This window comes from Amycolatopsis sp. NPDC051106 (genome assembly GCF_040682775.1).
In the GTDB taxonomy this organism is placed as follows: Bacteria; Actinomycetota; Actinomycetes; order Mycobacteriales; family Pseudonocardiaceae; genus Amycolatopsis.
Genome location: NZ_JBFBBQ010000033.1, coordinates 1 through 26,853 on the forward strand (window position 1 = coordinate 1; position 26,853 = coordinate 26,853).

The 26,853-nt window shown below is 70.7% G+C and carries 31 protein-coding genes; 24 read left to right on the plus strand and 7 right to left on the minus strand.

Features of this window, described 5'->3' with window-relative positions; genetic code table 11:
• Positions 1 to 69 precede the first annotated feature (69 nt).
• Positions 70 to 903 carry a cyclase family protein gene (locus tag AB0M83_RS23890; protein WP_364520472.1) on the minus strand — a complete coding sequence of 278 codons (834 nt, stop codon included), beginning with the start codon at positions 901 to 903 and terminating at the stop codon, positions 70 to 72.
• 97 nt (positions 904 to 1,000) lie between these two features.
• Between AB0M83_RS23890 and AB0M83_RS23895 the strand changes: the two genes are divergently transcribed.
• Both AB0M83_RS23895 and AB0M83_RS23900 read left to right on the plus strand, forming a co-directional pair.
• Positions 1,001 to 1,423, plus strand: a complete 423-nt coding sequence (locus tag AB0M83_RS23895; protein WP_364520474.1) for a DUF5709 domain-containing protein — start codon at positions 1,001 to 1,003, stop codon at positions 1,421 to 1,423.
• A gap of 146 nt (positions 1,424 to 1,569) precedes the next feature.
• Positions 1,570 to 2,526: a LuxR C-terminal-related transcriptional regulator gene (locus AB0M83_RS23900; RefSeq protein ID WP_364520476.1), complete on the plus strand. Its 957-nt coding sequence runs from the start codon at positions 1,570 to 1,572 to the stop codon at positions 2,524 to 2,526.
• 98 nt (positions 2,527 to 2,624) lie between these two features.
• Here the strand turns inward: AB0M83_RS23900 and AB0M83_RS23905 are convergent, their stop codons facing one another.
• The gene (locus AB0M83_RS23905; protein WP_364520478.1) at positions 2,625 to 2,792 is read right to left on the minus strand and encodes a hypothetical protein; all 168 of its coding nucleotides are present in this window, start codon (positions 2,790 to 2,792) and stop codon (positions 2,625 to 2,627) included.
• A 422-nt stretch (positions 2,793 to 3,214) separates the two neighbouring features.
• Here AB0M83_RS23905 and AB0M83_RS23910 point away from each other — a divergent pair, with 422 nt between their 5' ends.
• Complete coding sequence (locus AB0M83_RS23910; RefSeq protein WP_364520480.1) at positions 3,215 to 3,355, plus strand: hypothetical protein; 141 nt, start codon at positions 3,215 to 3,217, stop codon at positions 3,353 to 3,355.
• Positions 3,356 to 3,527: 172 nt separating this feature from the next.
• Here the strand turns inward: AB0M83_RS23910 and AB0M83_RS23915 are convergent, their stop codons facing one another.
• Complete coding sequence (locus tag AB0M83_RS23915; RefSeq protein WP_364520482.1) at positions 3,528 to 5,501, minus strand: M6 family metalloprotease domain-containing protein; 1,974 nt, start codon at positions 5,499 to 5,501, stop codon at positions 3,528 to 3,530.
• A 399-nt stretch (positions 5,502 to 5,900) separates the two neighbouring features.
• Here AB0M83_RS23915 and AB0M83_RS23920 point away from each other — a divergent pair, with 399 nt between their 5' ends.
• The 14 genes from AB0M83_RS23920 to aroA all read left to right on the plus strand — a co-directional run bounded on the left by AB0M83_RS23920 (position 5,901) and on the right by aroA (position 18,022).
• A complete protein-coding gene (locus tag AB0M83_RS23920; RefSeq protein WP_364520643.1) occupies positions 5,901 to 6,551 on the plus strand; it encodes an L-threonylcarbamoyladenylate synthase in 651 nt (216 codons plus the stop codon).
• Positions 6,552 to 6,625: 74 nt separating this feature from the next.
• Positions 6,626 to 7,783 carry an MraY family glycosyltransferase gene (locus AB0M83_RS23925; RefSeq protein WP_364520484.1) on the plus strand — a complete coding sequence of 386 codons (1,158 nt, stop codon included), beginning with the start codon at positions 6,626 to 6,628 and terminating at the stop codon, positions 7,781 to 7,783.
• Between the two features lie 50 nt (positions 7,784 to 7,833).
• A complete protein-coding gene (locus tag AB0M83_RS23930; RefSeq protein WP_364520486.1) occupies positions 7,834 to 8,277 on the plus strand; it encodes a hypothetical protein in 444 nt (147 codons plus the stop codon).
• A gap of 533 nt (positions 8,278 to 8,810) precedes the next feature.
• The gene (gene atpB, locus AB0M83_RS23935) at positions 8,811 to 9,611 is read left to right on the plus strand and encodes a F0F1 ATP synthase subunit A (protein WP_364520488.1); all 801 of its coding nucleotides are present in this window, start codon (positions 8,811 to 8,813) and stop codon (positions 9,609 to 9,611) included.
• 55 nt (positions 9,612 to 9,666) lie between these two features.
• Entirely contained in the window at positions 9,667 to 9,924 is a 258-nt protein-coding gene (locus AB0M83_RS23940) for an ATP F0F1 synthase subunit C (protein ID WP_026468506.1), read from the plus strand.
• Between the two features lie 30 nt (positions 9,925 to 9,954).
• On the plus strand, positions 9,955 to 10,512 hold the full coding sequence (locus tag AB0M83_RS23945; protein ID WP_364520490.1) for a F0F1 ATP synthase subunit B: 558 nt from the start codon (positions 9,955 to 9,957) through the stop codon (positions 10,510 to 10,512).
• A gap of 7 nt (positions 10,513 to 10,519) precedes the next feature.
• A complete protein-coding gene (locus tag AB0M83_RS23950) occupies positions 10,520 to 11,344 on the plus strand; it encodes a F0F1 ATP synthase subunit delta (protein WP_364520492.1) in 825 nt (274 codons plus the stop codon).
• Positions 11,345 to 11,401: 57 nt separating this feature from the next.
• Positions 11,402 to 13,039, plus strand: coding sequence for a F0F1 ATP synthase subunit alpha (gene atpA / locus AB0M83_RS23955; protein WP_364520494.1), 1,638 nt, complete (start codon positions 11,402 to 11,404; stop codon positions 13,037 to 13,039).
• Positions 13,040 to 13,050: 11 nt separating this feature from the next.
• Entirely contained in the window at positions 13,051 to 13,989 is a 939-nt protein-coding gene (locus AB0M83_RS23960; RefSeq protein WP_364520496.1) for a F0F1 ATP synthase subunit gamma, read from the plus strand.
• On the plus strand, positions 13,989 to 15,416 hold the full coding sequence (gene atpD, locus AB0M83_RS23965; RefSeq protein ID WP_285476233.1) for a F0F1 ATP synthase subunit beta: 1,428 nt from the start codon (positions 13,989 to 13,991) through the stop codon (positions 15,414 to 15,416). The genes AB0M83_RS23960 and atpD overlap by 1 nt, the downstream gene beginning before the upstream one ends.
• A gap of 114 nt (positions 15,417 to 15,530) precedes the next feature.
• Positions 15,531 to 15,896, plus strand: a complete 366-nt coding sequence (locus AB0M83_RS23970) for a F0F1 ATP synthase subunit epsilon (protein WP_364520497.1) — start codon at positions 15,531 to 15,533, stop codon at positions 15,894 to 15,896.
• Between the two features lie 25 nt (positions 15,897 to 15,921).
• Positions 15,922 to 16,356, plus strand: a complete 435-nt coding sequence (locus AB0M83_RS23975; RefSeq protein ID WP_257918441.1) for a DUF2550 domain-containing protein — start codon at positions 15,922 to 15,924, stop codon at positions 16,354 to 16,356.
• A 55-nt stretch (positions 16,357 to 16,411) separates the two neighbouring features.
• Positions 16,412 to 16,732 (plus strand): putative quinol monooxygenase, encoded by a 321-nt coding sequence (locus tag AB0M83_RS23980; protein WP_364520499.1) that lies wholly within the window; start codon positions 16,412 to 16,414, stop codon positions 16,730 to 16,732.
• Positions 16,733 to 16,783: 51 nt separating this feature from the next.
• On the plus strand, positions 16,784 to 18,022 hold the full coding sequence (gene aroA, locus AB0M83_RS23985) for a 3-phosphoshikimate 1-carboxyvinyltransferase (RefSeq protein ID WP_364520501.1): 1,239 nt from the start codon (positions 16,784 to 16,786) through the stop codon (positions 18,020 to 18,022).
• Here the strand turns inward: aroA and AB0M83_RS23990 are convergent.
• Positions 18,019 to 18,594, minus strand: coding sequence for a cob(I)yrinic acid a,c-diamide adenosyltransferase (locus AB0M83_RS23990; RefSeq protein ID WP_364520503.1), 576 nt, complete (start codon positions 18,592 to 18,594; stop codon positions 18,019 to 18,021). The genes aroA and AB0M83_RS23990 overlap by 4 nt on opposite strands.
• A gap of 61 nt (positions 18,595 to 18,655) precedes the next feature.
• Between AB0M83_RS23990 and murA the strand changes: the two genes are divergently transcribed.
• A complete protein-coding gene (murA, locus tag AB0M83_RS23995) occupies positions 18,656 to 19,930 on the plus strand; it encodes a UDP-N-acetylglucosamine 1-carboxyvinyltransferase (RefSeq protein ID WP_364520505.1) in 1,275 nt (424 codons plus the stop codon).
• A gap of 1 nt (position 19,931) precedes the next feature.
• Here murA and AB0M83_RS24000 read toward each other — a convergent pair whose 3' ends face one another.
• Positions 19,932 to 20,525, minus strand: coding sequence for a TetR/AcrR family transcriptional regulator (locus AB0M83_RS24000; RefSeq protein ID WP_364520507.1), 594 nt, complete (start codon positions 20,523 to 20,525; stop codon positions 19,932 to 19,934).
• Positions 20,526 to 20,618: 93 nt separating this feature from the next.
• Here AB0M83_RS24000 and AB0M83_RS24005 point away from each other — a divergent pair, with 93 nt between their 5' ends.
• From AB0M83_RS24005 to AB0M83_RS24020, 4 genes are all read left to right on the plus strand, one after another.
• A complete protein-coding gene (locus tag AB0M83_RS24005; RefSeq protein WP_364520509.1) occupies positions 20,619 to 21,056 on the plus strand; it encodes a nuclear transport factor 2 family protein in 438 nt (145 codons plus the stop codon).
• Entirely contained in the window at positions 21,049 to 21,867 is an 819-nt protein-coding gene (locus AB0M83_RS24010; RefSeq protein WP_364520511.1) for an NAD(P)H-binding protein, read from the plus strand. The genes AB0M83_RS24005 and AB0M83_RS24010 overlap by 8 nt, the downstream gene beginning before the upstream one ends.
• The gene (locus tag AB0M83_RS24015; protein WP_364520513.1) at positions 21,864 to 23,054 is read left to right on the plus strand and encodes an alpha/beta fold hydrolase; all 1,191 of its coding nucleotides are present in this window, start codon (positions 21,864 to 21,866) and stop codon (positions 23,052 to 23,054) included. The genes AB0M83_RS24010 and AB0M83_RS24015 overlap by 4 nt, the downstream gene beginning before the upstream one ends.
• A 97-nt stretch (positions 23,055 to 23,151) precedes the next feature.
• On the plus strand, positions 23,152 to 24,153 hold the full coding sequence (locus AB0M83_RS24020; protein WP_364520515.1) for a hypothetical protein: 1,002 nt from the start codon (positions 23,152 to 23,154) through the stop codon (positions 24,151 to 24,153).
• A 1-nt stretch (position 24,154) separates the two neighbouring features.
• On the opposite strand, the gene AB0M83_RS24025 is transcribed toward AB0M83_RS24020, so the two are convergent.
• Positions 24,155 to 24,778, minus strand: a complete 624-nt coding sequence (locus tag AB0M83_RS24025) for a LysE family translocator (protein ID WP_364520517.1) — start codon at positions 24,776 to 24,778, stop codon at positions 24,155 to 24,157.
• Positions 24,778 to 25,401, minus strand: coding sequence for a LysE family translocator (locus tag AB0M83_RS24030; protein WP_364520519.1), 624 nt, complete (start codon positions 25,399 to 25,401; stop codon positions 24,778 to 24,780). The genes AB0M83_RS24025 and AB0M83_RS24030 overlap by 1 nt, the downstream gene beginning before the upstream one ends.
• Before the next feature lie 158 nt (positions 25,402 to 25,559).
• Between AB0M83_RS24030 and AB0M83_RS24035 the strand changes: the two genes are divergently transcribed.
• Together AB0M83_RS24035 and AB0M83_RS24040 are read left to right on the plus strand one after the other, a co-directional pair.
• Positions 25,560 to 26,078 carry a PH domain-containing protein gene (locus AB0M83_RS24035; RefSeq protein ID WP_364520521.1) on the plus strand — a complete coding sequence of 173 codons (519 nt, stop codon included), beginning with the start codon at positions 25,560 to 25,562 and terminating at the stop codon, positions 26,076 to 26,078.
• 36 nt (positions 26,079 to 26,114) lie between these two features.
• Positions 26,115 to 26,651, plus strand: coding sequence for a hypothetical protein (locus AB0M83_RS24040; RefSeq protein WP_364520523.1), 537 nt, complete (start codon positions 26,115 to 26,117; stop codon positions 26,649 to 26,651).
• Positions 26,652 to 26,853: the final 202 nt, after the last annotated feature.

Below are 26,853 nucleotides of genomic sequence, written 5' to 3' on the forward strand. Positions count from 1 at the left end.
TTGGTTGCGTCTGACGCACCCAATGTGGCCTTCGGTGCGTCTGACGCACCGAAGGCCACATTGGGGCGCTCAGTCTGCGCGGACTCCGGGTGGGAGGACGCCGAAGATCGTCGCCGTCGAACCCGCGCCGTTGCGGTTGATCGGGCCGCCCGCCAGCACCCACGCCCCCGTCGTCGGCAGGGCCTTCAGGTTCGCCAGGATCTCCAGGCTGATCCGGTGCCGCCGGTAGACCAGCTTCGACACCGTGTACGTCTCGTCGGTGCCGACGTCCGGGCTGAACGTGTCGGTGCCGGTGCCACCCCGGCGGCCGAGCCGTCCGGTGTCGATCAGCCACTCGACCGCCGGGATCGAGAACCCGGGCTGGTGCAGCACGCCGTCGGCGTCGGTGTTCGGGTAGGCCGGGGTCCCCCACTTCGCGTCCCAGCCGGTCCAGAGCACGACGACGGACTCGTCGGGGATCCGGCCGTGGCGCTTCTCCCACGCCTTGAGGTCGTCGACCGTGACGCCGTAGTCGGGGTTGCCCGCGGCCTTCGCTCTTATGTCGATCTTCACGGCGGGCCGGAATAGATCCGCGGGATCCATGTCGTCGGCCAAGGGCTCGCCGGTGTTGAAGTGGCCGGGCGCACCCCAGTGCGTGCCGGTGTGCTCGCCTTCGCGGACGAACTGCAGGTAGTAGCCGTCGTCCGGGATGGTGGCGATGGTTTCCAGCTCGAAGGCCGGGTCGCCGGGGAAGACGTTCGTCGTGGCGGGATCGTTGACGTGCGAGAGGTTGACCAGGTTCAGCTGGTCGAGCCGGACCGGCGGTGCTGTCGCGGCGGGGGCGGCCTGGGCGGTCCGCCCGGACAGCGCGGCGCCGAACACCCCGGCCAGCCCGGCGGCCAGCACCCTGCGTCTCATCGGCATGGGGACCCCTTTCACCGGAACACCGCCCGTGCGGTGTGCCTGCACGGTGATATCACCCGAGCCACGCGGGGCCAAGGAGCTGAGCGAGGATGGGCGCATGAACGACGACATCGAAGACCACGCCGACGAAGGCATCCTCGACCCCGAGGACACCTTGGACGACCGCGACGAGCTGGCGGAGGGGTACTCACCGCCGGAACGCCCGCGGGAAACCGAGGACTGGGGCACGACCGCGCGCGAGACCGCCGAGGGCGAGAGCTGGGAAGGCCGGCTGGCCCGCGAGGTCCCGGACCTCGCGTCCGACGAGGGTGACGGTCTCGGTGACAGCGAAGACACCGACGGCGAGCTGATCGACGACGAGGTCGGCGACGTCCGCGCGGGCCGCCTGGTGGCGACGGACGAGGGCTTCGGCGCGGACACCGACGAAGAGCTGTACGCGTCCGACGCGGGCATCGACGGCGGCGCGGCGTCGGCGGAGGAAGCGGCCGTCCACGTGATCGACCCGTCCCGGCGCTGGTGACGAGCCGGACCCGCCCCCTCGACGGGTCCGGCCCCGATTTCGCGACCGGCCTAATCCTTTCCCCCGTCCGGCGCGTGGGGTAGGCGGCAGAGCGGTCATGTCCGGATCCGGCCGGACCCGCCCGCCCTGCCGGAAGGGGACACGGGATGCTCGAGGGGCTGCTGACACCCGGCGCGGGCGCGCTGTACGACGCGATGGTGCGCACCGGGCCGTTACCGCTGGACGACCCGCGGGCCGAGAGCCCGGAGATGCGGGAGCTGCTCGACCGCGGGTTCGCGCGCCGCGACTACCGCGACGACCCGGTGATCGCGCCGATGGAGCCGGTGCGCGCGGTCGACCACGCCATCCTGGGCGCGCAGCAGCAGCTGCTGGAGCAGCAGCGCCAGATCGTCGCGGCGCGCCAGCAGCTCGACGTGCTGCAGGCGGTGTACCGGGCGGCGAACGGCGCGGGCGGCACCGCGGCCGTCGAAGTGCTGACCGACCCGCGGCGCATCGGCTCGCTGTCGCTGGAGCTGTGCCTGTCCGCGCGCGAGGAGTTCCTGACGTTCACGACGCGCCACTTCAAGCGCAAGCCGGACGCGGGCACGGTGATGCGGCTGCCGGAGGCGGTGACCGAGCGCGGGGTCGTCCTGCGCAACGTGTACGAGCGCGCGGCGCTGGAGTTCGAGGGCGCGAAGGAGGTCGTCGACGCGAGCGTGGCCGCCGGCTGGACCATGCGGGTGGCGCCGGAGCTGCCGATGAAGATGGTGATCGCGGACCGCCATTCGGCGCTGGTCCCGCTCGACCCGAGCGGCATGGACGGCGCGCTGTTCGTCCGCAGCCCGACGATCGTGGCGTCGTTGCGGATGCTGTTCGAGCTGGTCTGGAGCCAGGCGGTCGCGGTGCAGGGGCCGGATTCCCAGCCGCGCCACGGGTTGACCCCGACCCAGGCGAAGGTGCTCGACCTGCTGGCGACGGGCATGACGGACGGAGCGATCGCGCGGCACCTCGACGTGAGCGAGCGGACGGTCCGCAGGCACGTGCAGGGGCTGCTGGAGGCCCTGCAGGCGGACAACCGGGTGGCGGCGGTCTTCGCCGCGACCCGGCTGGGCTGGCTGGGCTGACGCCCGCGTCTCGTGCCCGGCTGGGCGTGCTGGGCTCAGGCCGACGCGAGTCGGCCCCTGCCCCGGCCGACGCAGCTCGGCCTGTGCCCCGGGCTGGGCTACTCCAGCTTCTTGCACTGAGGCGGGCCCTCGGTCCAGATCCAGACGCACTGCCCCGGAGGCCGGACCGCGGGATCACCGCTGCCCGACGCCGCGGCCGCCACCGGCGCGCCCAGCGTCCCGATGACCGCCGCCACGGCCAACCCGGCCAGCGCTCGCTTGATCATGGTGGTCCTCCCCGTGCGGTGATCTTCCACCGCCAACGTAAGGCCGGGGCCCGGTGCACCGGCAGGGGCGGGTTCGGCCACTGTCCGCTTCCGGCCAGCGGTGGGTGGGAGGCCGGGTTCCGAGGCGGGTTCCGCGCTCGGCCGGGCACAGGTTCCGAGGCCGGCCGGGCACGGCCGGCACAGGTTCCGAGGCGGGTTCCGTGCCCGGCCGGGCACGAGTTCCGAGCCGGGTTTCGAGGCCGGATTCCGCGCTCGGATTCCGAGGCCGGGTTCCGCGCCCCGGTTCCGAGGCCGGGCGCGGCCCGGAGTCCGCACCGACCGGCACGGGCCGCGCGGTCGGAGCCCGCTCGGATCCGGCCGGAACCGGACGTTGGCCGCCCTCGACCGGTGTGCCGGGGACGCTGCGCTCATACCGTCAGGGCATGGGTGAGGAGGCGCCCCCGCGCTGGTGGGCCGAGGAGGGCGCGCGGCCCCGGCCGGAGCCGGCCGGCTGGTGGCCCGAGGCCGACACCCTGCACTGGGTCCAGACCCGCCACCCCACAGACGACGACCCACCCGGCTGAACCGCGAGCCACGCAGCGCCCCAATGTGGCGTTCGGTGCGTGGGACGCACCCAATGTGGCGTTCGGTGCGTCTGACGCACCGAACGCCACTATTGGGTGCGTGAGACGCAACCAACGCCACATTGGGGCGCTTGGGGAGGGCCGCCGCGGGGCGCCGGACCTCGGCCGGGCGCTAGAAGCCGAACGCCGTGCAGCTCGCCGTCGCGGTCTTCGACGGGTCGCTCACCGAGGTCGCCGTCAGCTTCACCCGGGCCGCCAGGTCACCGCCCGAGCCTCGCTTCGCGTACGCCGGCACCTTCACGTGCCCGCCGAACTTCGCCGTCGCCAGCTCGTTCGGCAGCCGGACCTGCCAGCCTCGGGCGTCCGTCGACACGCTCAGCCGGTACGTGTCCGTGTCGTACGGTGCCTGCGCGCCCCGGGCCGAACCCGTGTTGAGCAGGCCGAAGTCGCACGTCGCGAGGCCGCCGCGGGCGAACGCCGGCGGGGCCGGGGTCACCGCCGCTCCGCGTGCCTGGCTGCCCGACCCGTCCAGGGACGCCACCGTCACCGTGTACGACAGGACGCCGCGGCGGTCGCGGGCCAGGTCGGTGATCAGGAACCGCAGGCGGTTCGCCTGGTCGGTGTACTCGTACGGGGCCGACGCCTCGGTGCCCGCCTTGAACAGGGCGTCGTTGAGCTGCCGGTAGTCGCCGACGGTGATCTTCACCGGCGTGCCGTCCGGCTTCGTGTAGTCGGTGATGCCGATGTCCTGCGGGTTCGCGTCGATCACCCAGTCGAAGGGCGCGTCGTCCTTGTTCTTCGTCTTGGTGATCATGACGCCGGAGTCCGGGGCGAACGAGTCCGCGCCCATCCGGTCGACGACCTCGACGGTGTAGTTGTCGTAGCCGCCGCCGTCGCAGAACGGGTCCTTCGCCCGGTCGCACTTCGGCGCCTTGTCGCCGCCGGTGAGCTTGATGTTCAGCCCGGTGAACGCGCCGGGCTGCGCCTCCGTCTCCCGCGCGGTCAGGCGGGCCGACACCGGACCCGAGGACGCCAGCGCGTTCCGGTCCAGCTGCAGGACGTCCGCCGGGTCGACGATGCCGAGCTTCAGCTTGTTGCGCAGCTGGTGCTGGGCACCCATCGAACTGCCCTGCGTCGCCGGGATCTGCCAGCGCGTGTGCGGGCCGCCGGGCCCGTTGAACGTGCCGCGCGACAGCATGTCCCACGGTCCGCTGTAGGCGCGGGACGGCGGGTTCCCGAACGGGTTGTTGTAGTTGTCGCCGATGCCCAGGATGTGGCTGAACTCGTGCGCGTAGGTCGACTGACCCGAACTCTCGGCCTGCACCGAGCTGCCGTTCTGGGCGTTCGGCCAGATGCTGGCGGCCGACGCCCACGACGTCCACGGCACGTACCGCGTCGCCGCGTAGTTGGGCAGGTCGTGGTCCGGCGGGCCGAACGCGTCCGGCACGCTCTCCTTGGTGCCGAACTTCATCTCGCCGAACTCCTGCCAGGTCGAGCTCTCGTCCTGGCCGGCCGACAGGTAGAAGACGAAGTCGAACTGGTTCGCGGTGTCGCCGACGTCGGCGCGCCAGGCGTCGCCGGCGTCCTTGCGGATGTCACGAGCGCAGTTCGCGCCGGGCGGGCAGGCGCTCGGCTGGAACTCCATGCCGTACTCGTAGGACTTCCCCGGCATCCGGTACGGCCCGAACGCGGTCAGCTGCACACCGAAGCGGCCGCCGGAGTCCTCCATCCAGTACTCGTTGATCGTGTGCCCGTTGTTGAGCGCTTCGGGCTTGTTGAGGAAGTCCTGGTAGTACTGCGCGACGCCGGCCCGCGGGATGTTCGCGGCGGCGGGGCCGGGGTTGCCGAAGATCGTCGAGTTCGCCGGCTTCGTGACGACGAAGTCCTGGTCCGGGTAGTCGGCGAGGACGACCGCGCCCTTGAACGTGCGCTGCGTCGGCTTCAGGGAAGGGTCGGCCCAGTTCGTGCCGGGCACCTTCTTGTAGTCCGACCAGGTCATGTGGTCCTGGTTCTCCCAGTGCGCGGCGTCGATCGGCGCCGGCCAGCCGCGGGTCAGCGGCTCGGCGGCGGCGGTGCCGGCGCCGAGCCCGGTGAGGACGGTGACCGCGGCGAGCAGGACGAGCGCCTTCGGGGTTCTGGAACGCATCTGCGGCTCCTTCACTGGGAACCCACGGGGGTGGTGGTTCCCGAAGATCGACCGTATTGAGCCTCGCTGTCCCGGTTCCGCCTCGCGGCGAGGTCCACCCGCTTGCCCCACGACGAAAGTCTGGCCGGCAACGAGCACCTCGCCGGACCGCAGTGAATGACTCATTCCTGGCGCCGGACGAGGTGAATGGGTCATTCACTGCAGTCCGGTGCTGTGGACAAGTCCGGCCGCGCGCGCCGCGAGCGCCGGAAACCGTCGGTGCTCGCCGGTAGCGTGGAAGACGGGGGCGCCCCCGCGGGCCGCGCGCCGATCCCCGCCGGTGTCGCCGTGCCCGCCGCGGGCCCGGCCGGTGTGACGCGGCGGACGCCCGCTCCGGCGGCGGGACTACGCTTGGCGCTCATGAGCGTGGTCTACGACTGCAGCAAGCGGGAGTCCCGGGCCGACGGACTGGCGGCGGCCGCGGGCGCGGTGCGGTCGAGCAGGCTGGTCGTCCTGCCGACCGACACGGTCTACGGCATCGGTGCCGACGCGTTCGACGCGGGCGCCGTCCAGGCGCTGCTGCGCGCGAAGAACCGCGGCCCGGACATGCCGGTCGGCGTGCTCGTCGGATCGTGGTCCACTGTGGACGGCCTGGTGCTCGGCGTGCCCCCGCAGGCGCGCGCGCTCGTCGAAGCGTTCTGGCCGGGCGATCTGTCCATCGTGCTCCCGCACGCGCCGAGTCTGCAGTGGAACCTCGGCGACGCCCGCGGCACCGTGATGCTCCGGATGCCGCTGCACCCGGTGGCCCTGGAGCTGCTGCGCGACGTCGGCCCGATGGCCGTGTCGAGCGCGAACGTCTCGGGCCGGCCGCCGGCCAGCACCGCGCAGGAGGCGCAGGAACAGCTCGGCGACTCGGTCGCGGTGTACCTCGACGGCGGGTCGAGCGGCGAGCCCGTCGCGTCGAGCATCGTGGACCTCACCGGCACCGAACCGGTGGTGCTGCGCGAGGGCGCCGTGAGCAAGGACGCCATCGCGGAGGTGCTCGGTGTGCCCGCGGAATCCTTGGCGTGAAGCCGGATCAAGGCGTTGTCCGCGGCACGATAGCGTGTCGCGGGTGACCCCGACCCCGCGAGCGTGACGCACCCGTGCCGCCCACATCCGGTCTTCTCCCCATCCGGGAATACATCCTCGTCGCGCTGACCGCGACGGCGGTGACGTACCTGCTCACCGGCGTCGTCCGGCGCCTCGCGATCCGCGTCGGCGCGATCGCCAACCCGCGGGCGCGCGACGTCCACGTCGCCCCGATCCCGCGGATGGGCGGGATCGGCATCTTCCTCGGCGTCGCCGGCGCGATGGGCCTCGCCCACCAGCTGCCCGCGCTGTCGCACGGTTTCGACGCTTCGTTCGACTCGGTCGGGGTGCTGCTCGCGGCGGGGGTCATCTCGCTGATCGGCGCGCTCGACGACCGGTTCGAGCTGGACGCCTGGACGAAGCTGGCCGGCCAGGTCATGTGCGCCGGGATCCTGGTCATCTTCGGCGTGCAGTGGGTGTCGTTCTGGGTGCCGTGGGGCGGGCAGGGCGACTCGTTCGGCTCGGTGCTGGTGCTCGACAAGAACCAGGGCGCGCTGCTCACCGTCGTGATGGTCGTGGTGATGGTCAACGCGATGAACTTCGTCGACGGCCTGGACGGGCTGGCCGGCGGCCTCGGCTTCATCGCGGCGGCGGCGACGTGCGCGTTCTCCCTCGGCCTGCTCGACAGCTCCGGCGGCGACGTCGGCACCTACCCGCCCGCGCTGATCGCGGCCACGCTCGCCGGCGCGTGTCTGGGGTTCCTGCCGTACAACTTCCAGCCCGCCAAGATCTTCATGGGCGACTCCGGGTCGATGATGATCGGCCTGATGCTCGCGGGTGCGACGACGTCCGCGTCCGGGCGCGTGCCGTACCCGCAGTTCAGCGGCAAGGACGCGATCGCGCTGCTGTCGCCGCTGGTGGTCGTGGCGGCGGTGCTGTTCGTGCCGCTGCTGGACCTGATCATGGCGGTCGTCCGGCGCACGCGCCGCGGCGAGAGCCCGTTCGCGGCCGACAAGATGCACCTGCACCACCGGCTGCTGGAGATCGGGCACTCCCAGCGCCGCGCGGTGCTGCTCATCTACTTGTGGGCCGGGATCCTGGCGTTCGGCGCGGTCTCGGTGACCCTGTTCGACGACGCGGCGGCGCTGTGGATCATCGGGGTCGGGCTGGTGTTCGCGGTGGTCGTCTCGATCGTCCCGCGCCTGCGTTCGCGCAACCAGGCCGGAACCTGACCAGGCGCGTTCTCTACACTCGGTGGCTGAACCGAGCAGGGAGCCATGCCGTGAGCGAGACCGGAACCGAAGCGCAGGAGAACCCGCACGCCAAGGTGGTGCTGCAGGCCGCCCGCGCGATGACGAAGGCTTCGCTGCTGATCACCCCGCCCGCGGTGATCGTCTGCATCGCGCTCTTCAGCATCCTCAACGGCCTGCCCGGTTTCCTGGGCTCGCTCGTCGGCGGGGTGCTCGCCATGCTGGCGTCGCTGTCCACGCTGGGCTTGATGAAGTTCAGTGCCGGCCAGGACCCGATGTTCGTCATGGTCATCGCGCTCGGCGGGTACGTCGTGAAGGTCGTGCTGCTGTTCGGCGCGCTCACCTTGCTCAAGGGCGTCACCGCGCTGCACCCGATGTCCTTGGGCATCACGATGATCGTCGCCATCCTGCTGGCCGCCGCGGCCGAGTTCGCGGCCTTCCGCAAGACCAAGATCCCGACGATCATCCCCTCCTGACGCCGGTCCGGAACGCCCGGTTCTTCCGTTACTCACCGTGCACCGCACTGCGGCCGCCCGAGTGTGACCGGGACCACAAAAGTGCGCTTTCGTGCGCTCCTTGAAAAGTCATCGGGACCCGCCGCCTGCGACGTTCCGGAGCCGGTCCCGCCCGGCCCCGGACCTGGGTCCCGGATCGACCCGGGACTTAGGTCCTGCGCTGATCGGTTGGTATGGAGTACGCCTGTACGGCACTGATTGACCTGCTGGTATGGTCCGCGTCAAGGGTGGCGGCCTCGGCCGCACGCTCCCTAAGACGAACCGCGATCAGCAGTGTGGCGACCGTGTAGTTCCGCCTCTTCGCCGCTGGTCCGAAGTAGACCGCAGGGCAGTGTTCACGCGAGACAACCCCGTGTGCAGAACGTGAAGGTGTGTTCTGCGAACCGTGGGGTAGCCGCCTCCGACGTCCCGATACGTATCGGGTACGTTAAGTCCAGATCGTGACGATTCCCCCGGCGGAGTGAACGCCGGCCGGGAGAACCGGAAGGAGCCCAGTGGGCGCGCTGGTACTGACCGAGGGTGGCACATTCACGCCCCCCGGTGTGGCGGACTTCAACCTGCCGCCTATCTTCGGCTCCGGGTACTGGGGCAGCTTCACCAAGCCGATGCTGCTCGTGGTGATCTCGCTGGTCATCATCATCGCCTACTTCGTGCTGGCGTCCCGGAAGCTGAAGGTCGTCCCCGGCAAGTCGCAGTTCATCGCCGAGTCGGTCTACAACTTCGGCCGCAACAACATCGCGCGGGAACAGATCGGCTCGAAGGACTTCAAGCCGTTCATCCCGCTGATCCTCGGCCTGTTCACCTTCGTACTGGTGAACAACCTGTTCGGGATCATCCCGTTCTTCCAGTTCCCGACCATGGCGCGGATCGGTTTCCCGCTCGCGCTTTCGGTGCTGGTCGTCTACCCGGTCTACCACTACGTCGGTTTCAAGCGCTACGGCTTCAGGGGATACCTGAAGAAGGAGCTTGCACCGGCCGGAGTCCCGGGCTTCGTGCTGCCGCTGTTCTCGACGATCGAGTTCGCGCAGAAGTTCTTCATCGCGCCGGCCACGCTCGCCATCCGAGTGTTCGCCGCGATGTTCGCCGGTCACCTCATCATCATGGTGTTCACCCTCGGCGGCAGCTTCCTGCTGACCGAGACCGACGGTTTCGGGCTCAAGCTCGTCTCGCCGGTGGCGTTCGTCTTCGCGATTCTGATGACCTTCCTCGAAGCCTTCATCCAGGTGCTGCAGGCCTACATCTTCGCCCTGCTGTCGGCCGGGTACATCGGCGCCGCGCTGGCGTCGGAGCACTGAGAACACAAGCCCCCGATCCGCGCGAGCGCGCGGACCGAAGTGAAGGGAAATGCACGTGAGCAACATCGTTCTGGCCCAGGCCGCCGAGCAGGCCGTCAACATCAACCCCGGCCTCGCCGCCATCGGGTACGGCCTGGGCGCGATCGGCCCGGGTATCGGTGTGGGTCTGATCTTCGCCGCCGTCATCAACGGCACCGCGCGTCAGCCGGAGGCGCAGGGCAAGCTGCAGGGCATCGGCTTCTCGACCTTCGTGCTTACCGAGGTGCTGGCCCTGATCGGTATCGTCATCTACTTCATCGCCTCCGCCGCCTGAGTTCGCCAGCTCATCGCTTAAGGAGACGACGTGCTGAAGACTGACTTGGTGTTGGCCGCCGAAGAGGCGCCCAACCCGATCATCCCGCACATTCCCGAGGTCATTCTCGGGATCGTCGCCTTCGTGATCCTGCTGCTCGTTCTTAAGAAGTACGTCGTCCCTCGCTTCGAGGCCGCGTACGAAGAGCGCGCCCAGATGATCGAGGGCGGCATCGAGAAGGCCGAGAAGGCCCAGGCCGAAGCCGAAGACGCGCTGGCGAAGTACAAGGCGCAGCTGCAGGAGGCCCGGAGCGAGGCCGCGAAGATCCGCGACGACGCCCGGCTCGAAGCCGAGCAGATCAAGGCGGAGCTGAGGGCCGAGGCCGAGTCCGAGTCCCAGCGCATCGTCGCCCAGGGGCACGCTCAGCTGCAGGCCCAGAAGGCGCAGATCATCGCCGAGCTGCGGGCCGACATGGGCCGCAACGCCGTGGAGCTGGCCAGCCGCATCGTCGGCGAGTCGCTCGAAGACGAGGCGCGCCGTCGTGGCACCGTCGACCGGTTCCTCGCGGAGCTGGACACCGCCGGTGCCGCGGGTGGAGCGGGGAAGTAGACCAGAGATGACGCTGCATGCTGCGAGCCGTGAAGCGCTCGGCCTCGCCGAGGAACGCCTCGGCGAGGTTCTGGCCGACGCGGGAGCCGACGCGGCCACGGTCGGCGACGAGCTGCTCTCGGTCGTCGACCTGCTGGACCGGGAGATCGGCCTGCGCCGGGCGGTGAGCGACGCCTCGGCGACGCCGGAAGCGCGCACCGCGCTGGTGCGCCGGCTGTTCGACGGCAAGCTGTCCGAACCGGCCCTGAAGGTACTCGACGCCGTGGCGGGCAGCCGCTGGTCCAGCCCGCGTCAGCTGGTCGACGGACTCGAGTCGCTCGGTCGCTCCGCGCTGCTCACCGCGGCCGAGAAGACCGGCAACATCGACGCCGTCGAGACCCAGCTGTTCCAGGTCTCGCGGGTCGTGGCCAACCACCCGGAGCTCGAGACGGCGCTCTCGGACCTGACCGGCCCCGCGGAAGCCAAGCGGACGCTGGTGCGCGGGTTGTTCGCCGACAAGGTGGACGTGGTCACCGAGACCCTCGTCGAGCAGGTCGTCCGCCGGGCCAAGGGCCGCGGCGTCGGCGTCGGGCTCGACGAGCTGGTCAAGCTGGCCGCGGAACGCCGCCGGCGCTCGGTCGCGTACGTGACCAGCGCGAGCGCCCTGACCGACGAGCAGACCGCCCAGCTGGGCGCGAAGCTGAACGACATCTACGGGCGGCAGATCGCGCTGCACGTCGAGGTCGACCCCCGGCTCGGCGGCGGGCTCGTCGTCCGCGTCGGCGACGAGGTCATCGACGGGAGCGCGTCGGGGCAGCTGGCGGCGCTGCGCAGGCGGCTGGCCCGGGCATAGCCCCAGGTCACACAAGACTTTGCATACTGGCAAGAACGAAGCGAGAGCGGGAAAGACATGGCCGAGCTGACGATCTCCTCGGATGAGATCCGTAGCGCGATCGAGAACTACGTCTCGAGTTACGCCCCGGACGTGAGCCGGGAAGAAGTTGGCACCGTGATCGACGCCGGTGACGGCATCGCCCACATCGAGGGCCTGCCCTCGGCCATGGCCAACGAGCTGCTCGAGTTCCCCGGCGGCGTCCTGGGCGTCGCACTGAACCTGGACGCGCGCTCCATCGGTGCCGCGATCCTCGGTGACTTCGAAAGCATCGAAGAGGGCCAGCAGGTCAAGCGCACCGGGCAGGTCCTGTCGGTGCCGGTCGGCGACGGCTACCTCGGCCGCGTCGTCAACCCGCTGGGCGCCCCCATCGACGGCCTCGGCGAGATCGAGACCACCGACCGCCGTCCGCTGGAGGTCAAGGCCGCTTCGGTGGTCGAGCGCCAGCCGGTGTCGGAGCCGCTGCAGACCGGCATCACCGCCATCGACGCGATGACCCCGATCGGCCGCGGCCAGCGCCAGCTGATCATCGGTGACCGCAAGACGGGTAAGACGGCCGTCGCGGTGGACACGATCATCAACCAGAAGGCCAACTGGGAGACCGGCGACCCGAAGAAGCAGGTTCGCTGCATCTACGTCGCCATCGGCCAGAAGGGTTCGACGATCGCGGCGGTCAAGAAGTCCCTCGAGGACTCGGGCGCGATGGAGTACACCACCATCGTCGCGGCCCCCGCGTCGGACTCCGCCGGCTTCAAGTGGATCGCGCCGTACACCGGCTCGGCCATCGGCCAGCACTGGATGTACGAGGGCAAGCACGTCCTCATCGTGTTCGACGACCTGACCAAGCAGGCCGACGCGTACCGCGCGATCTCGCTGCTGCTGCGCCGCCCGCCGGGCCGCGAGGCGTTCCCCGGCGACGTCTTCTACTTGCACTCCCGCCTGCTGGAGCGGTGCGCGAAGCTGTCGGACGAGCTGGGTGCCGGCTCGCTGACCGGGCTGCCGATCATCGAGACCAAGGCCAACGACGTGTCGGCCTACATCCCGACGAACGTCATCTCGATCACCGACGGCCAGTGCTTCTTCCAGTCGGACCTGTTCAACGCCGGCCAGCGCCCGGCCATCGACGTGGGCATCTCGGTGTCCCGCGTGGGTGGTGCCGCGCAGGTCAAGGCGATGAAGGACGTCGCGGGCTCGCTCCGGATCGACCTTTCGCAGTACCGCGAGCTGGAGGCGTTCGCCGCCTTCGCCTCGGACCTCGACGACGCCTCGAAGGCGCAGCTCGAGCGCGGTGCCCGGCTGTACGAGGTGCTCAAGCAGCCGCAGTACTCGCCGATCCCGGTCGAGGAGCAGGTCCTCACGGTGTACCTGGGCACGAACGGCCACTACGACTCGGTCCCGACCGAGGACGTCCGGCGCTTCAACCACGAGTTCCTCGACTCGGCCCGCCGCAAGCACGCCGACCTGCTCGACGGCATCCGCGAATCGGGCAAGTTCCCCCAGGAGACCCGCGAGAAGGCGGTCGACGCGGTGAACGAGTTCAAGAAGGAGTTCACGACCTCCGAGGGCAAGCCGCTCGAGGCGAACGCGGACGCCATGGAATCCGACAAGGTCGGGCAGGAGACCGTCAAGGTCAACAAGCCCGCCCCGAAGAAGTGAGCTGGTAGCTCATGGCCGCACAACTCCGGGAACTCCGGTCGCGCATCAAGGCGACCAAGTCGATCGGCAAGATCACCAAGGCGATGGAGCTCATCGCCACCGCGCGCATCACGAAGGCGCGGGCGCGGGTCGCCGCTTCCCGGCCGTACGCCGACGAGATCACCAAGGTGCTCTCGGCGCTGGCCGGCGCGGCCACCACGCTCGACCACCCGATGCTGGTGGAGCGCCCGAACCCGAAGCGGGCCGCCGTCCTGGTCGTGACCAGCGACAAGGGCCAGTGCGGTGGGTACAACTCCAACGTGCTGCGCGCGACCGAAGAGCTGCTCGCCCTGCTTCGTGACGAGGGCAAGGAGCCGAAGGTCTACGTCACCGGCAACAAGGGGCTGAACTACTACCGGTTCCGCAACCGCGACGTCGTGGACGGCTGGACGGGCTTCTCCGACCAGCCGGGCTACGCCGACGCGGTCGCGGCCGGGGACGCCCTGGTGGAGTCGTTCATGCGCGGCGTGGACGACGAGCACGGCAACGCCGACGGTATCGAGGGTGTCGACGAGATCCACATCGTCTACACCGAGTTCGTGTCGATGCTGACGCAGCGCCCGACCGCCAAGCGCGTCGCGCCGCTCGAGGTCGAGTACTCCGAAGGCGAAGAGGAGAAGCCCGCCGGGCTGCTCCCCAGCTACGAGTTCGAGCCGAGCGCCGACAAGCTCCTGGACGCGCTCCTGCCGAAGTACATCAACACGCGTCTCTACTCGGCGCTGCTCGAGTCGGCGGCGTCCGAGCTGGCCGCCCGCCGGACGGCGATGAAGGCCGCGTCGGACAACGCGAACGAGCTGGTCGGCAACCTGACGCGGGAGATGAACCAGGCCCGCCAGGCGCAGATCACCCAGGAGATCTCCGAAATCGTCGGTGGCGCGAACGCGCTCACCGCAGCAGGAAGTGATGATTGATGACCAGTACTGAAGCCCCGCGCGCCAAGGGGCGCATCGTGTCGGTGACCGGTCCGGTCGTCGACGTCGAGTTCCCGCGCGGTTCCGTGCCCGACCAGTTCAACGCCCTCAAGGTCGAGATCGAGTTCGAGCAGCTCCGGAAGACGGTGACCCTCGAGGTCGCCAGCCACCTGGGTGACAACCTCGTCCGCACCATCTCGCTCCAGCCGCAGGACGGCCTGGTCCGGGGCGCCGAGGTCACCGACACCGGCAAGCCGATCACCGTGCCGGTGGGCGACAAGGTCAAGGGCCACGTCTACAACGCGCTCGGCGAGTGCCTCGACGAGCCCGGCTACGGCGACGACCTCGAGCGCTGGGGCATCCACCGCAACCCGCCGTCCTTCGACCAGCTCGAGGGCAAGACGGAGATGCTGGAGACCGGCCTGAAGGTCGTCGACCTGCTCACCCCGTACGTCCAGGGTGGCAAGATCGGCCTGTTCGGCGGTGCCGGCGTCGGCAAGACGGTGCTCATCAAGGAGATGATCACCCGTGTCGCCCGGAACTTCGGTGGTACGTCGGTGTTCGCCGGGGTCGGCGAGCGCACCCGTGAGGGCAACGACCTCTTCCTGGAGATGAGCGAAGACGGCGTCATCAACGACACCGCTCTCGTGTTCGGCCAGATGGACGAGCCGCCGGGCACGCGCATGCGCGTCGCCCTGTCCGCGCTGACCATGGCGGAGTACTTCCGCGATGTGCAGAACCAGGACGTGCTGCTGTTCATCGACAACATCTTCCGGTTCACCCAGGCCGGTTCCGAGGTGTCGACCCTGCTGGGCCGCATGCCTTCGGCCGTGGGTTACCAGCCGACGCTGGCCGACGAGATGGGGCAGCTGCAGGAGCGGATCACCTCGACCCGGGGTCGCTCGATCACCTCGATGCAGGCGATCTACGTCCCCGCGGACGACTACACCGACCCGGCCCCGGCCGCGACGTTCGCCCACTTGGACGCCACCACCGAGCTCTCGCGTGGTGTCTTCCAGAAGGGCATCTTCCCGGCGGTGGACCCGCTGGCGTCGACGTCGACGATCCTCGACCCGGCCATCGTCGGTGAGGACCACTACCGCGTGGCTTCCGAGGTCATCCGGATCCTGCAGAAGTACAAGGAGCTGCAGGACATCATCGCGATCCTCGGGATGGACGAGCTCTCGGAAGAGGACAAGCTGACCGTTCAGCGCGCGCGCCGCATCGAGCGGTTCCTGTCGCAGAACATGCTGGTCGCCGAGGCGTTCACGCAGATCCCGGGCTCGACGGTGCCGCTCTCGGAGACCATCGAGTCGTTCGACCGCATCTCGAAGGGTGACTTCGACCACTACCCGGAGCAGGCGTTCCTGGGTATCGGTGGCCTCGAGGACCTCGAGAAGAAGTACAAGGAAATCACCAAGAAGTGATGTCCTGACGACGGCGGGGGCTGTGTCCATTGTGGACTCGGGCCCCCGCCGTTCTCATAGAGCGAGTCCGACCTATTACACTCGGTGGCAACACCCCGAGTTAAGGAGTGCTACGTGGCTGAGATGTCCGTGGAGCTGGTGGCCGTCGAGCGCCGTCTCTGGTCGGGTACTGCCACTTTCGTGGTGGCCCAGACCACCGAGGGCGAGATCGGCATCATGGCCGGCCACGAACCCGTGCTCGGGCAGCTCGTGGAGGGCGGCGTGGTCAAGGTTTCGACCACCGACGGCGAGACGGTCTGCGCGGCCGTGCACGGCGGATTCCTCTCCGTGACCGGCACCGGGGTGAGCATTCTCGCCGAGAGCGCCGAGCTGTCCGACGAAATCGACGTCAACGCGGCGAAGGCGGCACTGAGCGCCGACGACGAGACCGAGCGGACGAGGGCCACGGCCCAGCTCCGCGCGGCAGGTCAGACGGCCTGAGCGGGATGCGGGCAGGAGCCGGGCCGTGAAGATCACCGTGGTCGTAGTCGGGCTCCTGATCGTGCTCGCCGTGCTGGTCGCCTGGTACGGCCAGCGGTGGATCCGGATGCGCCGCGGCGGGGGCGTGAGCGTCGCGCTGCGGTGGCGTCCGGACGCCGCCCGGTCCAGCTGGCACCTGGGGCTCGGCCGCTACGAGGGCGACGAGTTCGTCTGGTACCGCGTGTGGAGCCTGCGGACCGGCCCGGACCGCGTCTTCCAGCGCGAAAGCATGCAGATCGCCGACCGGCGTGACCCGTCCGGGAGCGAGGCCTACGCCGTTCCCGAAGGCTCGACCGTGCTGCGCTGCGAGTCGGAGACGCAGGAAGCGATCGAGATCGCCATGGGGCCGGGCGCGCTCACGGGCTTCCTCTCCTGGCTCGAATCTGCCCCGCCCGGGCGCCGTCTCCCGCGCGCCTCCTGACGCTGTCTCAGATCGAGACAGCCGGAGTCCGTTCCGAGGGCTTAGGGTTGAGCGCATGATCTTCATCGTGGTCAAGTTCCCGGTCAAGCCGGAGCACGCGGAAGCCTGGCCGGACATCGTCGCGGACTACACCAAGAACACCCGGGGCGAGGCCGGCAACCGGTTCTTCGAGTGGTCCCGCAGCCTCGAAGACAAGAACACGTACGTGCTGGTCGAGGGCTTCGAGGGCCAGGACGCCGCCGTCGCGCACGTCGGCTCCGACCACTTCAAGTGGGCGACCGCGAACCTGGGCGCCTACCTCAGCGACCACCCGCAGATCATCAACGTCCAGGACGCCTCCGACTGGGGCCCGATGGCCGAGATCTCCCCGAAGTGACCCCCGGCGGCACTTTCACGTGAAAGTGCCGCTCTCCGTAGACTTGGGTTCGTGACTCTCGTCGAGATCCCCGGCTCCAAGTCCGTCACCGCCCGCGGCCTGTTTCTGGCCGCCGCCGCGCACGGCACCACGACCCTCGGCCGTCCGCTGCACTCGGACGACACCGAGGGCTTCGCCGAGGGGCTCGTCAAGCTGGGTTACGGCGTCGACCGCCGGCCGGGCGCGTGGACCATCGAGGGCCGTCCTTCCGGCCCCGGGGTCGCCGAAGCGGACGTCTTCTGCCGCGACGGCGCCACGACGGCCCGGTTCCTGCCCGCGCTGGCCGCCGCCGGCACCGGCACGTTCCGCTTCGACGCGTCCGACCAGATGCGCCGGCGTCCGCTCGGCCCCCTGACCGACGCGCTGCGGGAGCTCGGCGTCGACCTGACCTTCGAGGGCGAGCCGGGGCACCACCCGCTGACGGTCCGCGCGAACGGCGTCAAAGGCGGTTCGCTGACCCTCGACGCGGGGCTGTCGTCCCAGTTCCTGACGGCGTTGCTGCTGCTCGGGCCGCTGACCGCGGAGGGGCTGCGGATCACGGTGACGGACCTCGTGTCGGTGCCGTACGTCGAGATCACGCTGGAGATGATGCGGCGCTTCGGCGTCGACGTCCGGCGCGAGGGCAAGACGTTCGTCGTGCCGCCGCAGCCGTACCAGGCGTGCGAGTACCCGGTGGAGCCCGACGCGTCGACGGCCAGCTACTTCCTGGCCGCGGCAGCGGTCACGGGCCGCACGGTGACCATCCCCGGGCTGGGTTCGGCCGCGCTTCAGGGCGACGTCCGCTTTGCCGACGTGCTGGAGCAGATGGGCGCGCACGTCGAGCTGACCGAGGATTCGGTGACGGTCGCGGGGCCCTCGGACGGCTTGCGCGGGGTCACGGTCAACATGCGCGACATCTCCGACACGGTCCCGACGCTGGCGGCGATCGCGCCGTTCGCGTCCGGCCCGGTGCGCATCGAGGACGTCTACAACACGCGCATCAAGGAGTGCGACCGCCTGGACGCGTGCGAGGAGAACCTGCGCGCGCTGGGCATCCAGGTCGAGACGGGCCGCGACTGGATCGAGATCCGGCCGGGCATGCCCACCGGCGCCTTGGTCAAGTGCCGCCGCGACCACCGGATCGCGATGGCGTTCAGCATCACGGGCCTGCGGACGCCCGGCATCACCCTGGACGACCCGGAGTGCGTGAAGAAGACGTTCCCCGGCTTCCACCAGGCGCTCGGGTCGCTGCGGGAGAGCTGGGGGATCTAGGAGGGCTGCCCGCCCGGCTGCCACAGCACGTCACCGTCGGGGTTCGCCAGCCGGGCGAGGATGAACAGCAGGTCCGACAGCCGGTTCAGGTACTTGAGGGCGATCGGGTTCGTCGTCTCCGGCTCGGCTTCGTACAGGGTCCAGGCGCTTCGCTCCGCGCGCCGGGACACCGTCCGCGCCTGGTGCAGGAAGGCCGCCCCCGGCGTGCCGCCCGGCAGGATGAACGACGTCAGCTTCGGCAGGCGCTCGTTGAACTCGTCGCACCAGCCCTCGAGCCGCTCGACGTACTTCTCGGTGATCCGCAACGGCGGGTAGGGCGGGTCGTCGGAAATCGGCAGGCAGAGGTCCGCGCCGACGTCGAAGAGATCGTTCTGCACCGCACGCAGCACGTCCGTGACTTCGGCCGGGAGGCCGCCGACCGCGATCGCCAGGCCCAGCACCGAGTTCGTCTCGTCGGTGTCCGCGTACGCGCCCAGGCGCGGGGACGTCTTGGGCACGCGGGACCCGTCGCCGAGCGCGGTCGTGCCGCTGTCGCCGACCTTCGTGTAGACGCGGTTGATGCGAACGACCATGAACCCACCATAGCGGCCCCCGCCCGGGCCGAATCCGGGCGAGAGGGCATGATTGGCGGCCATGAGCGAGCACTTCGACGTGCATGGCGGAGCCCGGCTGGTCGGCGAGGTCGACGTGGTCGGCGCCAAGAACAGCGTGCTGAAGCTGATGGCCGCGGCCCTGCTGGCCGAGGGCACCACGACCATCACGAACTGCCCGCAGATCCTCGACGTCCCGCTGATGGGCGACGTGCTGCGGAGCGTCGGCTGCGAGGTCGTGATCGAGGGCGACACCGCCACCATCACGACGCCGGCCGAGCTGTCGCACCGCGCGGACTCGGCCGCGATGGGCAAGCTGCGCGCGTCCGTCTGCGTGCTGGGCCCGCTGGTCGGGCGGCTGAAGCAGGCCGTCGTCGCGCTGCCGGGCGGCGACGCGATCGGCTCGCGCCCGCTGGACATGCACCAGAACGGCCTGCGCAAGCTGGGCGCGACGAGCACCATCGAGCACGGCTGCGTCGTCGCGAAGGCCGAGACGCTGGTCGGCGCGCAGATCTGGCTCGACTTCCCGAGCGTCGGCGCGACCGAGAACATCCTGATGGCGGCCGTCCTGGCCGAGGGCACCACGGTCATCGACAACTGCGCGCGCGAGCCCGAGATCGTCGACATCTGCACGATGCTCACCGAGATGGGCGCGAAGATCGAGGGCGCCGGGACGTCGACGCTGACCGTGCACGGCGTGGAGCAGCTGCACCCGACCCAGCACAGCGTGATCGGCGACCGGATCGTCGGCGCGACCTGGGCTTTCGCGGCGTCGATGACCCGCGGCGACATCACGGTCCGCGGCGTGAACCCGCACCACCTCGACCTGATCCTGAACAAGCTGCAGCTGGCCGGCGCGGACGTCGAGACGTTCGGCGACAAGGGTTTCCGCGTGGTCCAGCCGGAGCGCCCGAAGGCGGTCGACTGGGTGACGCTGCCGTACCCCGGCTTCGCGACCGACCTGCAGCCGTTCGCGGTGGCGCTCTCGGCCGTGTCCGAGGGCACGTCGATGATCACGGAGAACGTCTACGAGGCCCGTTTCCGGTTCATCGAGGAGATGGTCCGCCTCTCCGGAGACGCGCGCACGGACGGTCACCACGCCGTGGTTCGCGGGGTGGAAAGGCTGTCGAGCGCGCCGGTCTGGGCGTCCGACATCCGCGCGGGCGCGGGTCTCGTGCTCGCGGGCCTGTGCGCGGACGGCGTCACCGAGGTCTGGGACGTCTTCCACATCGACCGCGGCTACCCGCACTTCGTGGAGAACCTGAACCGCCTGGGCGCGAACATCAAGCGCGTCAGCGGCGACCCCGAGCGGAACTGACTCAGCAGCCCTGCGCGCCCAGTGCGCGCAGGGCGTAGTCCACGAGCCGGTCCACGTAGTCCGGCTCCGCCTCGGCCTGCCGGACCACCAGACGCCAGTAGATCGGCGCGGCCAGCACGTCCAGCGCCATCTCCAGGTCGAGGTCTTCGGGCAGCTCGCCGCGGGCGATGGCCCGGCGCAGCATCACTTCGCCGACCTCGCGCCGCGATCTGCCGATGCTCTCGCGCGTGCTGCGGCTGCGCTCCGGGTTCCGCATGTCCTCCGCGATCAGGTCCGGCAGGATCCGCGAGAACAGCGGGTGCGTCAGCCAGCCGATCAGGGCTTGCATCGTCTCCCGCAGGTCGCCGCGCAGTGACCCGGTGTCCACGTCGGCCGCGCGGGTCACGCTGAACTCCGTGATCACCGCGGCGATCATCTCGTCCTTCGACCCCCAGCGCCGGTAGAGCGCGCTCTTGCCGACCCCGGCGCGTTTCGCGACCGCCTCCATCGACAGCCGGCCGTAGCCCTGCTCGGCGAGCTCGTGCAGGACGGCGTCGGTGATGGCCTGCGTGACCTCGGGCTGGAGGACCGCGGCGCCGGTCGGAGTACGTGCCATGGGCCGCAGTGTAGCGGGTGGACGGGACGGTACCGTCCCGTCTACAGTTACGTCGGGACGGTACCGTTCCGTCCAAACGAAAAAGGAGGCGCGATGCGGTCACTCGACCTCGTCGACCAGGGGATCGACCTGCTGCTCAAGCACGACATGAGCGGGTTCGCCGGGCTGTGGGCCGAGGACGGCGTCCTCGAGTTCCCGTTCGCCGGCCCCGGCTACCCGAAGCGCGTCGAAGGGCGCGACGCGATCCGCGAGTACCTGCGCGACTACCCGAACCTGCTCGACATCCGCGAGATCGTCGCGAAGACCGTGCACGAAACGGCGGACCCCAGCGTGGTCGTCGTCGAACTGACGGTCGGCGGGATCGTCGTCGCTTCGCAGAAGCCGTACGAGCTGTCGTACATCGCCGTGATCACCGTCGAGGACGGCGAGATCCGCTGCTACCGCGACTACTGGAGCCCGCTCGCCGCGGCCGAGGCCCTCGGCGGCCTCGACGAGCTGACCGCGGCCTTCACCGGCGGCACCCGTGGCTGACGTCCTGGTCCTCGGCGGCACCGGCACCACCGGGCGCCGGGTCGTCGCGGGCCTGCGCGACCGCGGTGTCACGGCGCGGGCGGCCTCGCGCAAGCCGGGTGAGCCCGGGCAGGTCCGGTTCGACTGGACCGACCGGGCGACCCACGCCGACGCCCTGCGCGGCGCCACCGCCGTCTACCTCATCGCGCCGATCGGCGAAGCCGCACCGGCGGGCCTGGTCGAGCCCTTCCTCGACGACGCTCTGGCCGCGGGCGTCCGCCGGGTCGTCCTGCTCAGCTCGTCGGCCGTCACGGCGGACGCGCCCGGGCTCGGCGACCTGCAACGGCTGGTGCGCGCGGCGCCGGAATGGGCCGTGCTGCGGCCGTCCTGGTTCATGCAGAACTTCACCGGCGAGCACCTCGTGGCCCAGGGCGTCCGGGACGGCGAGATCGTAACCGCCACCGGGGACGCGCGGGTCGCGTTCGTCGACGCCGGCGACATCGCCGCAGTCGCCGTCCGCGCGCTCACCGATCCCGAACCGCACAACACCGAACACGTGCTCACCGGCCCTGGCGCGGTGAGCTATTCCGAGGCCGCATCGATCATCGCCGCGCGCACCGGCCGGCCGGTGCGGCACCGCGCCGTGAGCACCGCTGAATTCGCGGCGCGGCTGACGGCTTCGGGAATTCCGGCGGACTTCGCGCGGGTGCTCGCCGCGCTCGACGAGGACATCCGGCGCGGCACCGAAGACCGCGTCACCCCGGCCGTCGAAGAGGTCACCGGCCGGCCCGCGCGCGCGTTCGAAACCTTCGTGGAAGAGGAAATCCGATGAAGCAGCTCATGTTCACCGAAGACCCGCAGTTCTGGTTCGAGACGCTGCGCCTGTTCGGCCACGCGTCCTACGGCGGCTCGGACTTCGGCGAGGTGCTCGCGGCCGCGTCGACCGTGACGGCCGGCGACTACGACAGCTGGCACGACGCCTACCGCGCCCTGGCCGACCGCCTCTACGCCGAGGCGGCCGACGCCGGGCCCATCACCGCGCGGGACCTGCTGCTGCGCGCGTCGACGTACTACTTCTCGTCCGAGTTCTTCCTCCACGGCGACCCGGCGGACCCGCGGATCGCGGCGGCGTACGACCGCAGCGTCGAGTGCTTCCGGCGCGCGGGCGTCGCGGAACCGGTCGAAATCCCTTACGAGGGAACGGTTCTGCAGGGGTACTTCTACCGAGCGGCGGGTGCCGGGCCGAAGCCGCTGCTGATCATGCACAACGGTTTCGACGGCAGCGCCGAGGAATGCCACTACCTGGGCGCGGCGGCCGGTGCCGAGCGCGGCTACCACGTGCTGACGTTCGACGGCCCGGGCCAGCCGAGCGCGCTCCGGCCCGAGAAGCTCGTGTTCCGGCCGGACTGGGAGCACGTCGTCACGCCGGTGGTGGACTTCGCACTGGGGCTCGACGGCGTGGACCCGTCCCGCGTGGCGCTGCTCGGCATCAGCCTCGGCGGCATGCTCGCCCCGCGCGCGGCGGCGTTCGAGCCCCGCCTGGCGGCGGTCGTCGCGGTCGACGGCGTCTACGACGCGGGCGCGGCGGTGACCGGCCTGCTGCCGTGGGACCGCGCGGAAATCGCCCGCCGGGCGCGGGCCGCGGAGGACCCGGAGTTCGACGCGCTGCTGGCGGCCGGCCGCGAGACGAGCTCGACCATGCGCTGGGCGTTCGACCACGGCCGGTACGTCCTGGGCGCGGCGACCGACCGCGAGTTCATCGCGAAGTACCTCGAATACACGCTGGAGGGCGGCATCGCGGAGAAGATCACGTGCCCGGCGCTGGTGTGCGAAGCGGCGGACGACCTGTTCTTCGGCGGGGAAACGGAAACCGAGCCGCGCCGGCTGTACGACCACCTGAACGCCCCGAAGACGCTGATGACGTTCACGGCGGAGGAGGGCGCGGACGCGCACTGCCACGTCGGCGCCCAGCGGCTCGCGGCCGGCCGGATCTACGACTGGCTTGATCGCACGCTCTGACCGAGGCGGCCGAACAGGTGAATCGGGTCCCCGATGCTCAACGGTCACCGGCGCCGGCGCGTGGTGACGGCGACCGAGTCAACCGAGGGGGAACTCCATGAACCTGGTCAAGCGAATCACGGCGGCGGGGCTGGCCGTGCTGGCCCTGGCCGTCGTCACGGCGGCGCCGGCGGGCGCGGACCCGGCACCGGCCGCGTGCACCTGGCGGGCCGAGCCGGTCCCGGTGCCGCCCTTCGCCGAACCCAGCTCCTACTACGTCGACGCGACGGACGGCGAGGGGAACTTCTCGGGCCGCACGTTCGTCAGCCAGAGCGCGTTCGGCGTGGTGCTGTGGGAGCACGGCGAACCGCGGCAGCTCGACCTGCCCGCCGGCTTCGACTCGGCGGTGCCCGCCGGCCAGACCCGCTCCGGAACGGTGCTCGTGAACGCCTGGTCGTTCGACACCACCCCGGCGACCTCCCAGATCTTCTTGTACCGCGACGGAACGTACGAGCCGCTCCGGCTGCCCGCGGGCTACCGGGACGCGCGCGCGGACGCGATCAACGACCGCGGCGACGTCGTGGCCACCGCGAGCGTTCCCGGCGGCAGCGTCGTGATCCTGTGGTCCGTGCTCGCGTCGGGCCCGCGCGTCATCGCCCCGCCCGAACTGCCCTACGCGTACGCGGTGGACATCGACGAGGACGGCACGATCCTGCTCGGCGACGGGTATTCGGCCTACCTCTGGCGCTCGGGCACCCTCACGCCGCAGCCGCCGTCCCCCGGGACGCCGGTGCTGACCCGCGAGATCAGCGGCGGCAACGCCGTGGGCACGGTGCTCGGCGCGGCCGGCCCGAAGGCCGTGCTGTGGTCGCAGGACACGCCGCACCTGCTCGAAGGCGGTGGCGCCGCCGAAAGCGTCAACCGCCACGGCACGATCGCCGGCCGGGTCGGTGCCTGGGACGGGCCGCCCGCGGTCTGGCAGGGCACCAGCCTGGTGACGAAGCTGCCGCTGCCCGAGGGGGCGACCTCGGCGTCGGCCGACCTGATCGGCGACGACGGGACGGTCTTCGGCCGGGGCGACGGCGACACCGGTCCTGTCCTCTGGCGCTGCGGCTCCTGAGTCAGCCTTCCAACGCGAGGGCGGCTCCGAAGCCGATGAGCGCGGTGCCGGTGACGCCGTCGAGGGAACGGCGGACCCGGCGCCGCCGCAGCCACGCGCGCACCCGGTGCACGAACAGCAGAAGCAGCACCTGCCACACCACCCCGAGCGCCGCGACGGTGTACGCCAGCAGCAGCGAGTCACCCAGCGTCGACGCCGGCGTCAGGAACTGCGGCAGCACCGACAGGTACAGCACGATCACCTTGGGGTTGGTGATGTTCGACAGGAAGCCCTCGCGGAACCGGCGGCTCCGGGAGGCGCGAGCGCGGCGGACGTCGTCGAGGGCTTCGTAGTCCCCGCGCCAAGCGCCGCGCAGCGCCTGGACGCCCAGGAACACCAGGTAGGCCGCGCCCAGCCACTTCACCGTCTCGAACACCGGCCGGTAGCGCGTGATCACCGCGCCCAGCCCGAGCGCCGCCGCCGTGCCCTGCAGGAAGTTCGCGACGCTGATGCCCGTGCACGCCCAGCCGCCGCCCCGGGCGCCGCCCGTCAGCGCGTTCTTCAGCACGACCATCGTGTCCGGGCCCGGCATCATCGCCAGGAACGCCATCATCCCGGCGAACCCGAGGTAGGTGCTCCACGTCATCAGGACTCCAGGGCCAGCGCCGCGCCGAACCCGAGCAGCGCGGTGCCGGTGACGCCGTCCAGCGTACGGCGCACCCGGCGGCGGCCCAGCCACGCGCGGACGCGGTGCACGAACACCAGCAGCACCAGCAGCCACAGCGCGCCGAGCACCGCGACGGTGTAGGCCAGCAGCAGCGAGTCGCCGATGCTCGACTCGGCCGTCAGGAACTGCGGCAGCACCGAGAGGTACAGCACCAGCACCTTCGGGTTCGTGATGTTGGAGAGGAACCCTTCGCGGAACCGCCGGAACCCACCGCCACGGCGGCGCTGGACCTGCTCGACGACGTCGTAGTTCCCGCGGAACGCCCCGCGCAGCGCCTGGAAGCCGAGGAAGACGAGGTAGGCCGCGCCGACCCACTTGAGCGCGAGGAACACCGGCTGCGACCGCGCGATGAGGACGCCGAGCCCGAGCGCGGCGGCACTGCCCTGGACGGCGTTGCCGGTGAAGATGCCGAGCGACGCGAGCAGCCCGCCGCGGAACCCGCCGGACAGCGCGTTCTTCAGCATCACCATCGTGTCCGGGCCCGGCGCGAGCACGATGAGGACCACGATGAGCAGGTAACTCCCGTAAGCACTCCACGTCACGGCTGCCCACGCTAAACGACGCGGACCGGTCCGGTCTCGCGGATTTCGGTCACACCGTCCGCCGCGTAGCTGGGGTGCGTTGGGCACGGAGGGTGCACGAGCGTGCGCGGCGCGCACGGAAATCGGCGGGAGGGACCTCCGCAGAGTAGTGTTCGGCCATGTCAGCAGGGGAAATCGAGCTTCTACCCGGTGAGCGCGTGCTCTGGGCGGGAGAGCCGGTCCAGCGCCCGTTGTACGTCGCCGCGGACGGGGTGATCGCCCCTGCCGGACTCATCCTCGCCGTCGCCGCGCTCTGGTTCCTGCTCGCGAAGCAGCCCAGCGGGGGTGCCATGGCCGGAGCCGTCGTCGTGCTCGTGATCGGCCTGTACGGCGCCGTCGGCCGATCCGCCGTCCGGTACCTCGCGCTCGGGCGCACGACCTACGCCGTGACCGACAGCCGGATCATCGCGCGTTCGGGCCTGTTCCGGCAGAAGGAACGCGCCAGCGAGCTGGCCGGGCTGTCCGCGCCCGTCCTCAAGCCGGGCCCCTCCCGCACCGGCACCATCACCGTCGGAGCGGGCGAAGTGACGCTGATCGGCGTCGGCGAACCCAAGCGCGTCCGCGACCTGCTCACCAAGGCCATCGACGAGGCCAAGGCCCGCCAGGCGCCGCCGGAAACGGACACATCGGCCGCCTGAGGACAACCTCGCCGTCCGTTCGAACGTGCTCCGTGCATGCGGGAAGCAGTGCTGTGGACGGGCAAGCCGGCGATCCGGCGGTTGTTCCACCGCTACGACTACTTCGCGGCCGGGCTGGTCTTGGCCGTGGTGGCCGGTCTGCTCGGCATGGCGTCCGCCGTGGACAGCCGGCCGGCGCTCCAGGCCACGGCCGGGGGCGGCGCTCTGCTGCTCGTCCAAGCCGGCGTGCGGTGGCTGCAACTCCGCCGGCTGACCTACGTCGTGACCGACCGGCGGGTGCTCGTCGACGCGGGCCTGGTGTGGCGGCGGACGACGTCCGCGCGCCTCGGTGGCCTGGCCGCGCCGGTCGTGGTGCCGGAACGCGGCGGCACCGGGACCGTCACCTTCGGCACGGTCGAACCGCACCTCGTGGCGGCCGCGAGGTACGGGGCGCACCAGAACAAGTCCGGCCCGCTCCCGGTCGTTCTGGCGGGCATCCCCGAGCCGGAGCGGGTGCGGGCGCTGCTCGCCGAGGCGATCGGCGCCGCCCGCCGGCGGCGAGCCACCGGCGAACCGGACGATTCGCTCTTCTGACCCGGATCGGGGCAATCCTCCGGGCTCGCCGTGCGTGAGCCGGGCAAGACAAAGGGGAGCCCCGATGCCCGACCAGCGTGACGACGTCGCCGAGGACCGCCCCGGATCCGGATCCTGAACCGGCAGGCGCGAACCCGGCCGTCCACCCGGTGCTCTTCCCAGGGGAGCAGGTGCTGTGGTCTGGACGGCCCCGCCGGCACCC

Excerpts from the sequence above, each read along its gene's own strand:
- AB0M83_RS23890 (WP_364520472.1), bottom strand. The coding sequence starts at position 903 with ATGCCGATGAGACGCAGGGTGCTGGCCGCCGGGCTGGCCGGGGTGTTC.
- AB0M83_RS23895 (WP_364520474.1), top strand. The coding sequence starts at position 1,001 with ATGAACGACGACATCGAAGACCACGCCGACGAAGGCATCCTCGACCCC.
- AB0M83_RS23900 (WP_364520476.1), top strand. The coding sequence starts at position 1,570 with ATGCTCGAGGGGCTGCTGACACCCGGCGCGGGCGCGCTGTACGACGCG.
- AB0M83_RS23905 (WP_364520478.1), bottom strand. The coding sequence starts at position 2,792 with ATGATCAAGCGAGCGCTGGCCGGGTTGGCCGTGGCGGCGGTCATCGGG.
- AB0M83_RS23910 (WP_364520480.1), top strand. The coding sequence starts at position 3,215 with ATGGGTGAGGAGGCGCCCCCGCGCTGGTGGGCCGAGGAGGGCGCGCGG.
- AB0M83_RS23915 (WP_364520482.1), bottom strand. The coding sequence starts at position 5,501 with ATGCGTTCCAGAACCCCGAAGGCGCTCGTCCTGCTCGCCGCGGTCACC.
- AB0M83_RS23920 (WP_364520643.1), top strand. The coding sequence starts at position 5,901 with ATGAGCGTGGTCTACGACTGCAGCAAGCGGGAGTCCCGGGCCGACGGA.
- AB0M83_RS23950 (WP_364520492.1), top strand. The coding sequence starts at position 10,520 with ATGACGCTGCATGCTGCGAGCCGTGAAGCGCTCGGCCTCGCCGAGGAA.
- atpA (WP_364520494.1), top strand. The coding sequence starts at position 11,402 with ATGGCCGAGCTGACGATCTCCTCGGATGAGATCCGTAGCGCGATCGAG.
- AB0M83_RS23960 (WP_364520496.1), top strand. The coding sequence starts at position 13,051 with ATGGCCGCACAACTCCGGGAACTCCGGTCGCGCATCAAGGCGACCAAG.
- atpD (WP_285476233.1), top strand. The coding sequence starts at position 13,989 with ATGACCAGTACTGAAGCCCCGCGCGCCAAGGGGCGCATCGTGTCGGTG.
- AB0M83_RS23980 (WP_364520499.1), top strand. The coding sequence starts at position 16,412 with ATGATCTTCATCGTGGTCAAGTTCCCGGTCAAGCCGGAGCACGCGGAA.
- AB0M83_RS23990 (WP_364520503.1), bottom strand. The coding sequence starts at position 18,594 with ATGGTCGTTCGCATCAACCGCGTCTACACGAAGGTCGGCGACAGCGGC.
- murA (WP_364520505.1), top strand. The coding sequence starts at position 18,656 with ATGAGCGAGCACTTCGACGTGCATGGCGGAGCCCGGCTGGTCGGCGAG.
- AB0M83_RS24000 (WP_364520507.1), bottom strand. The coding sequence starts at position 20,525 with ATGGCACGTACTCCGACCGGCGCCGCGGTCCTCCAGCCCGAGGTCACG.
- AB0M83_RS24005 (WP_364520509.1), top strand. The coding sequence starts at position 20,619 with ATGCGGTCACTCGACCTCGTCGACCAGGGGATCGACCTGCTGCTCAAG.
- AB0M83_RS24015 (WP_364520513.1), top strand. The coding sequence starts at position 21,864 with ATGAAGCAGCTCATGTTCACCGAAGACCCGCAGTTCTGGTTCGAGACG.
- AB0M83_RS24020 (WP_364520515.1), top strand. The coding sequence starts at position 23,152 with ATGAACCTGGTCAAGCGAATCACGGCGGCGGGGCTGGCCGTGCTGGCC.
- AB0M83_RS24025 (WP_364520517.1), bottom strand. The coding sequence starts at position 24,778 with ATGACGTGGAGCACCTACCTCGGGTTCGCCGGGATGATGGCGTTCCTG.
- AB0M83_RS24035 (WP_364520521.1), top strand. The coding sequence starts at position 25,560 with ATGTCAGCAGGGGAAATCGAGCTTCTACCCGGTGAGCGCGTGCTCTGG.
- AB0M83_RS24040 (WP_364520523.1), top strand. The coding sequence starts at position 26,115 with ATGCGGGAAGCAGTGCTGTGGACGGGCAAGCCGGCGATCCGGCGGTTG.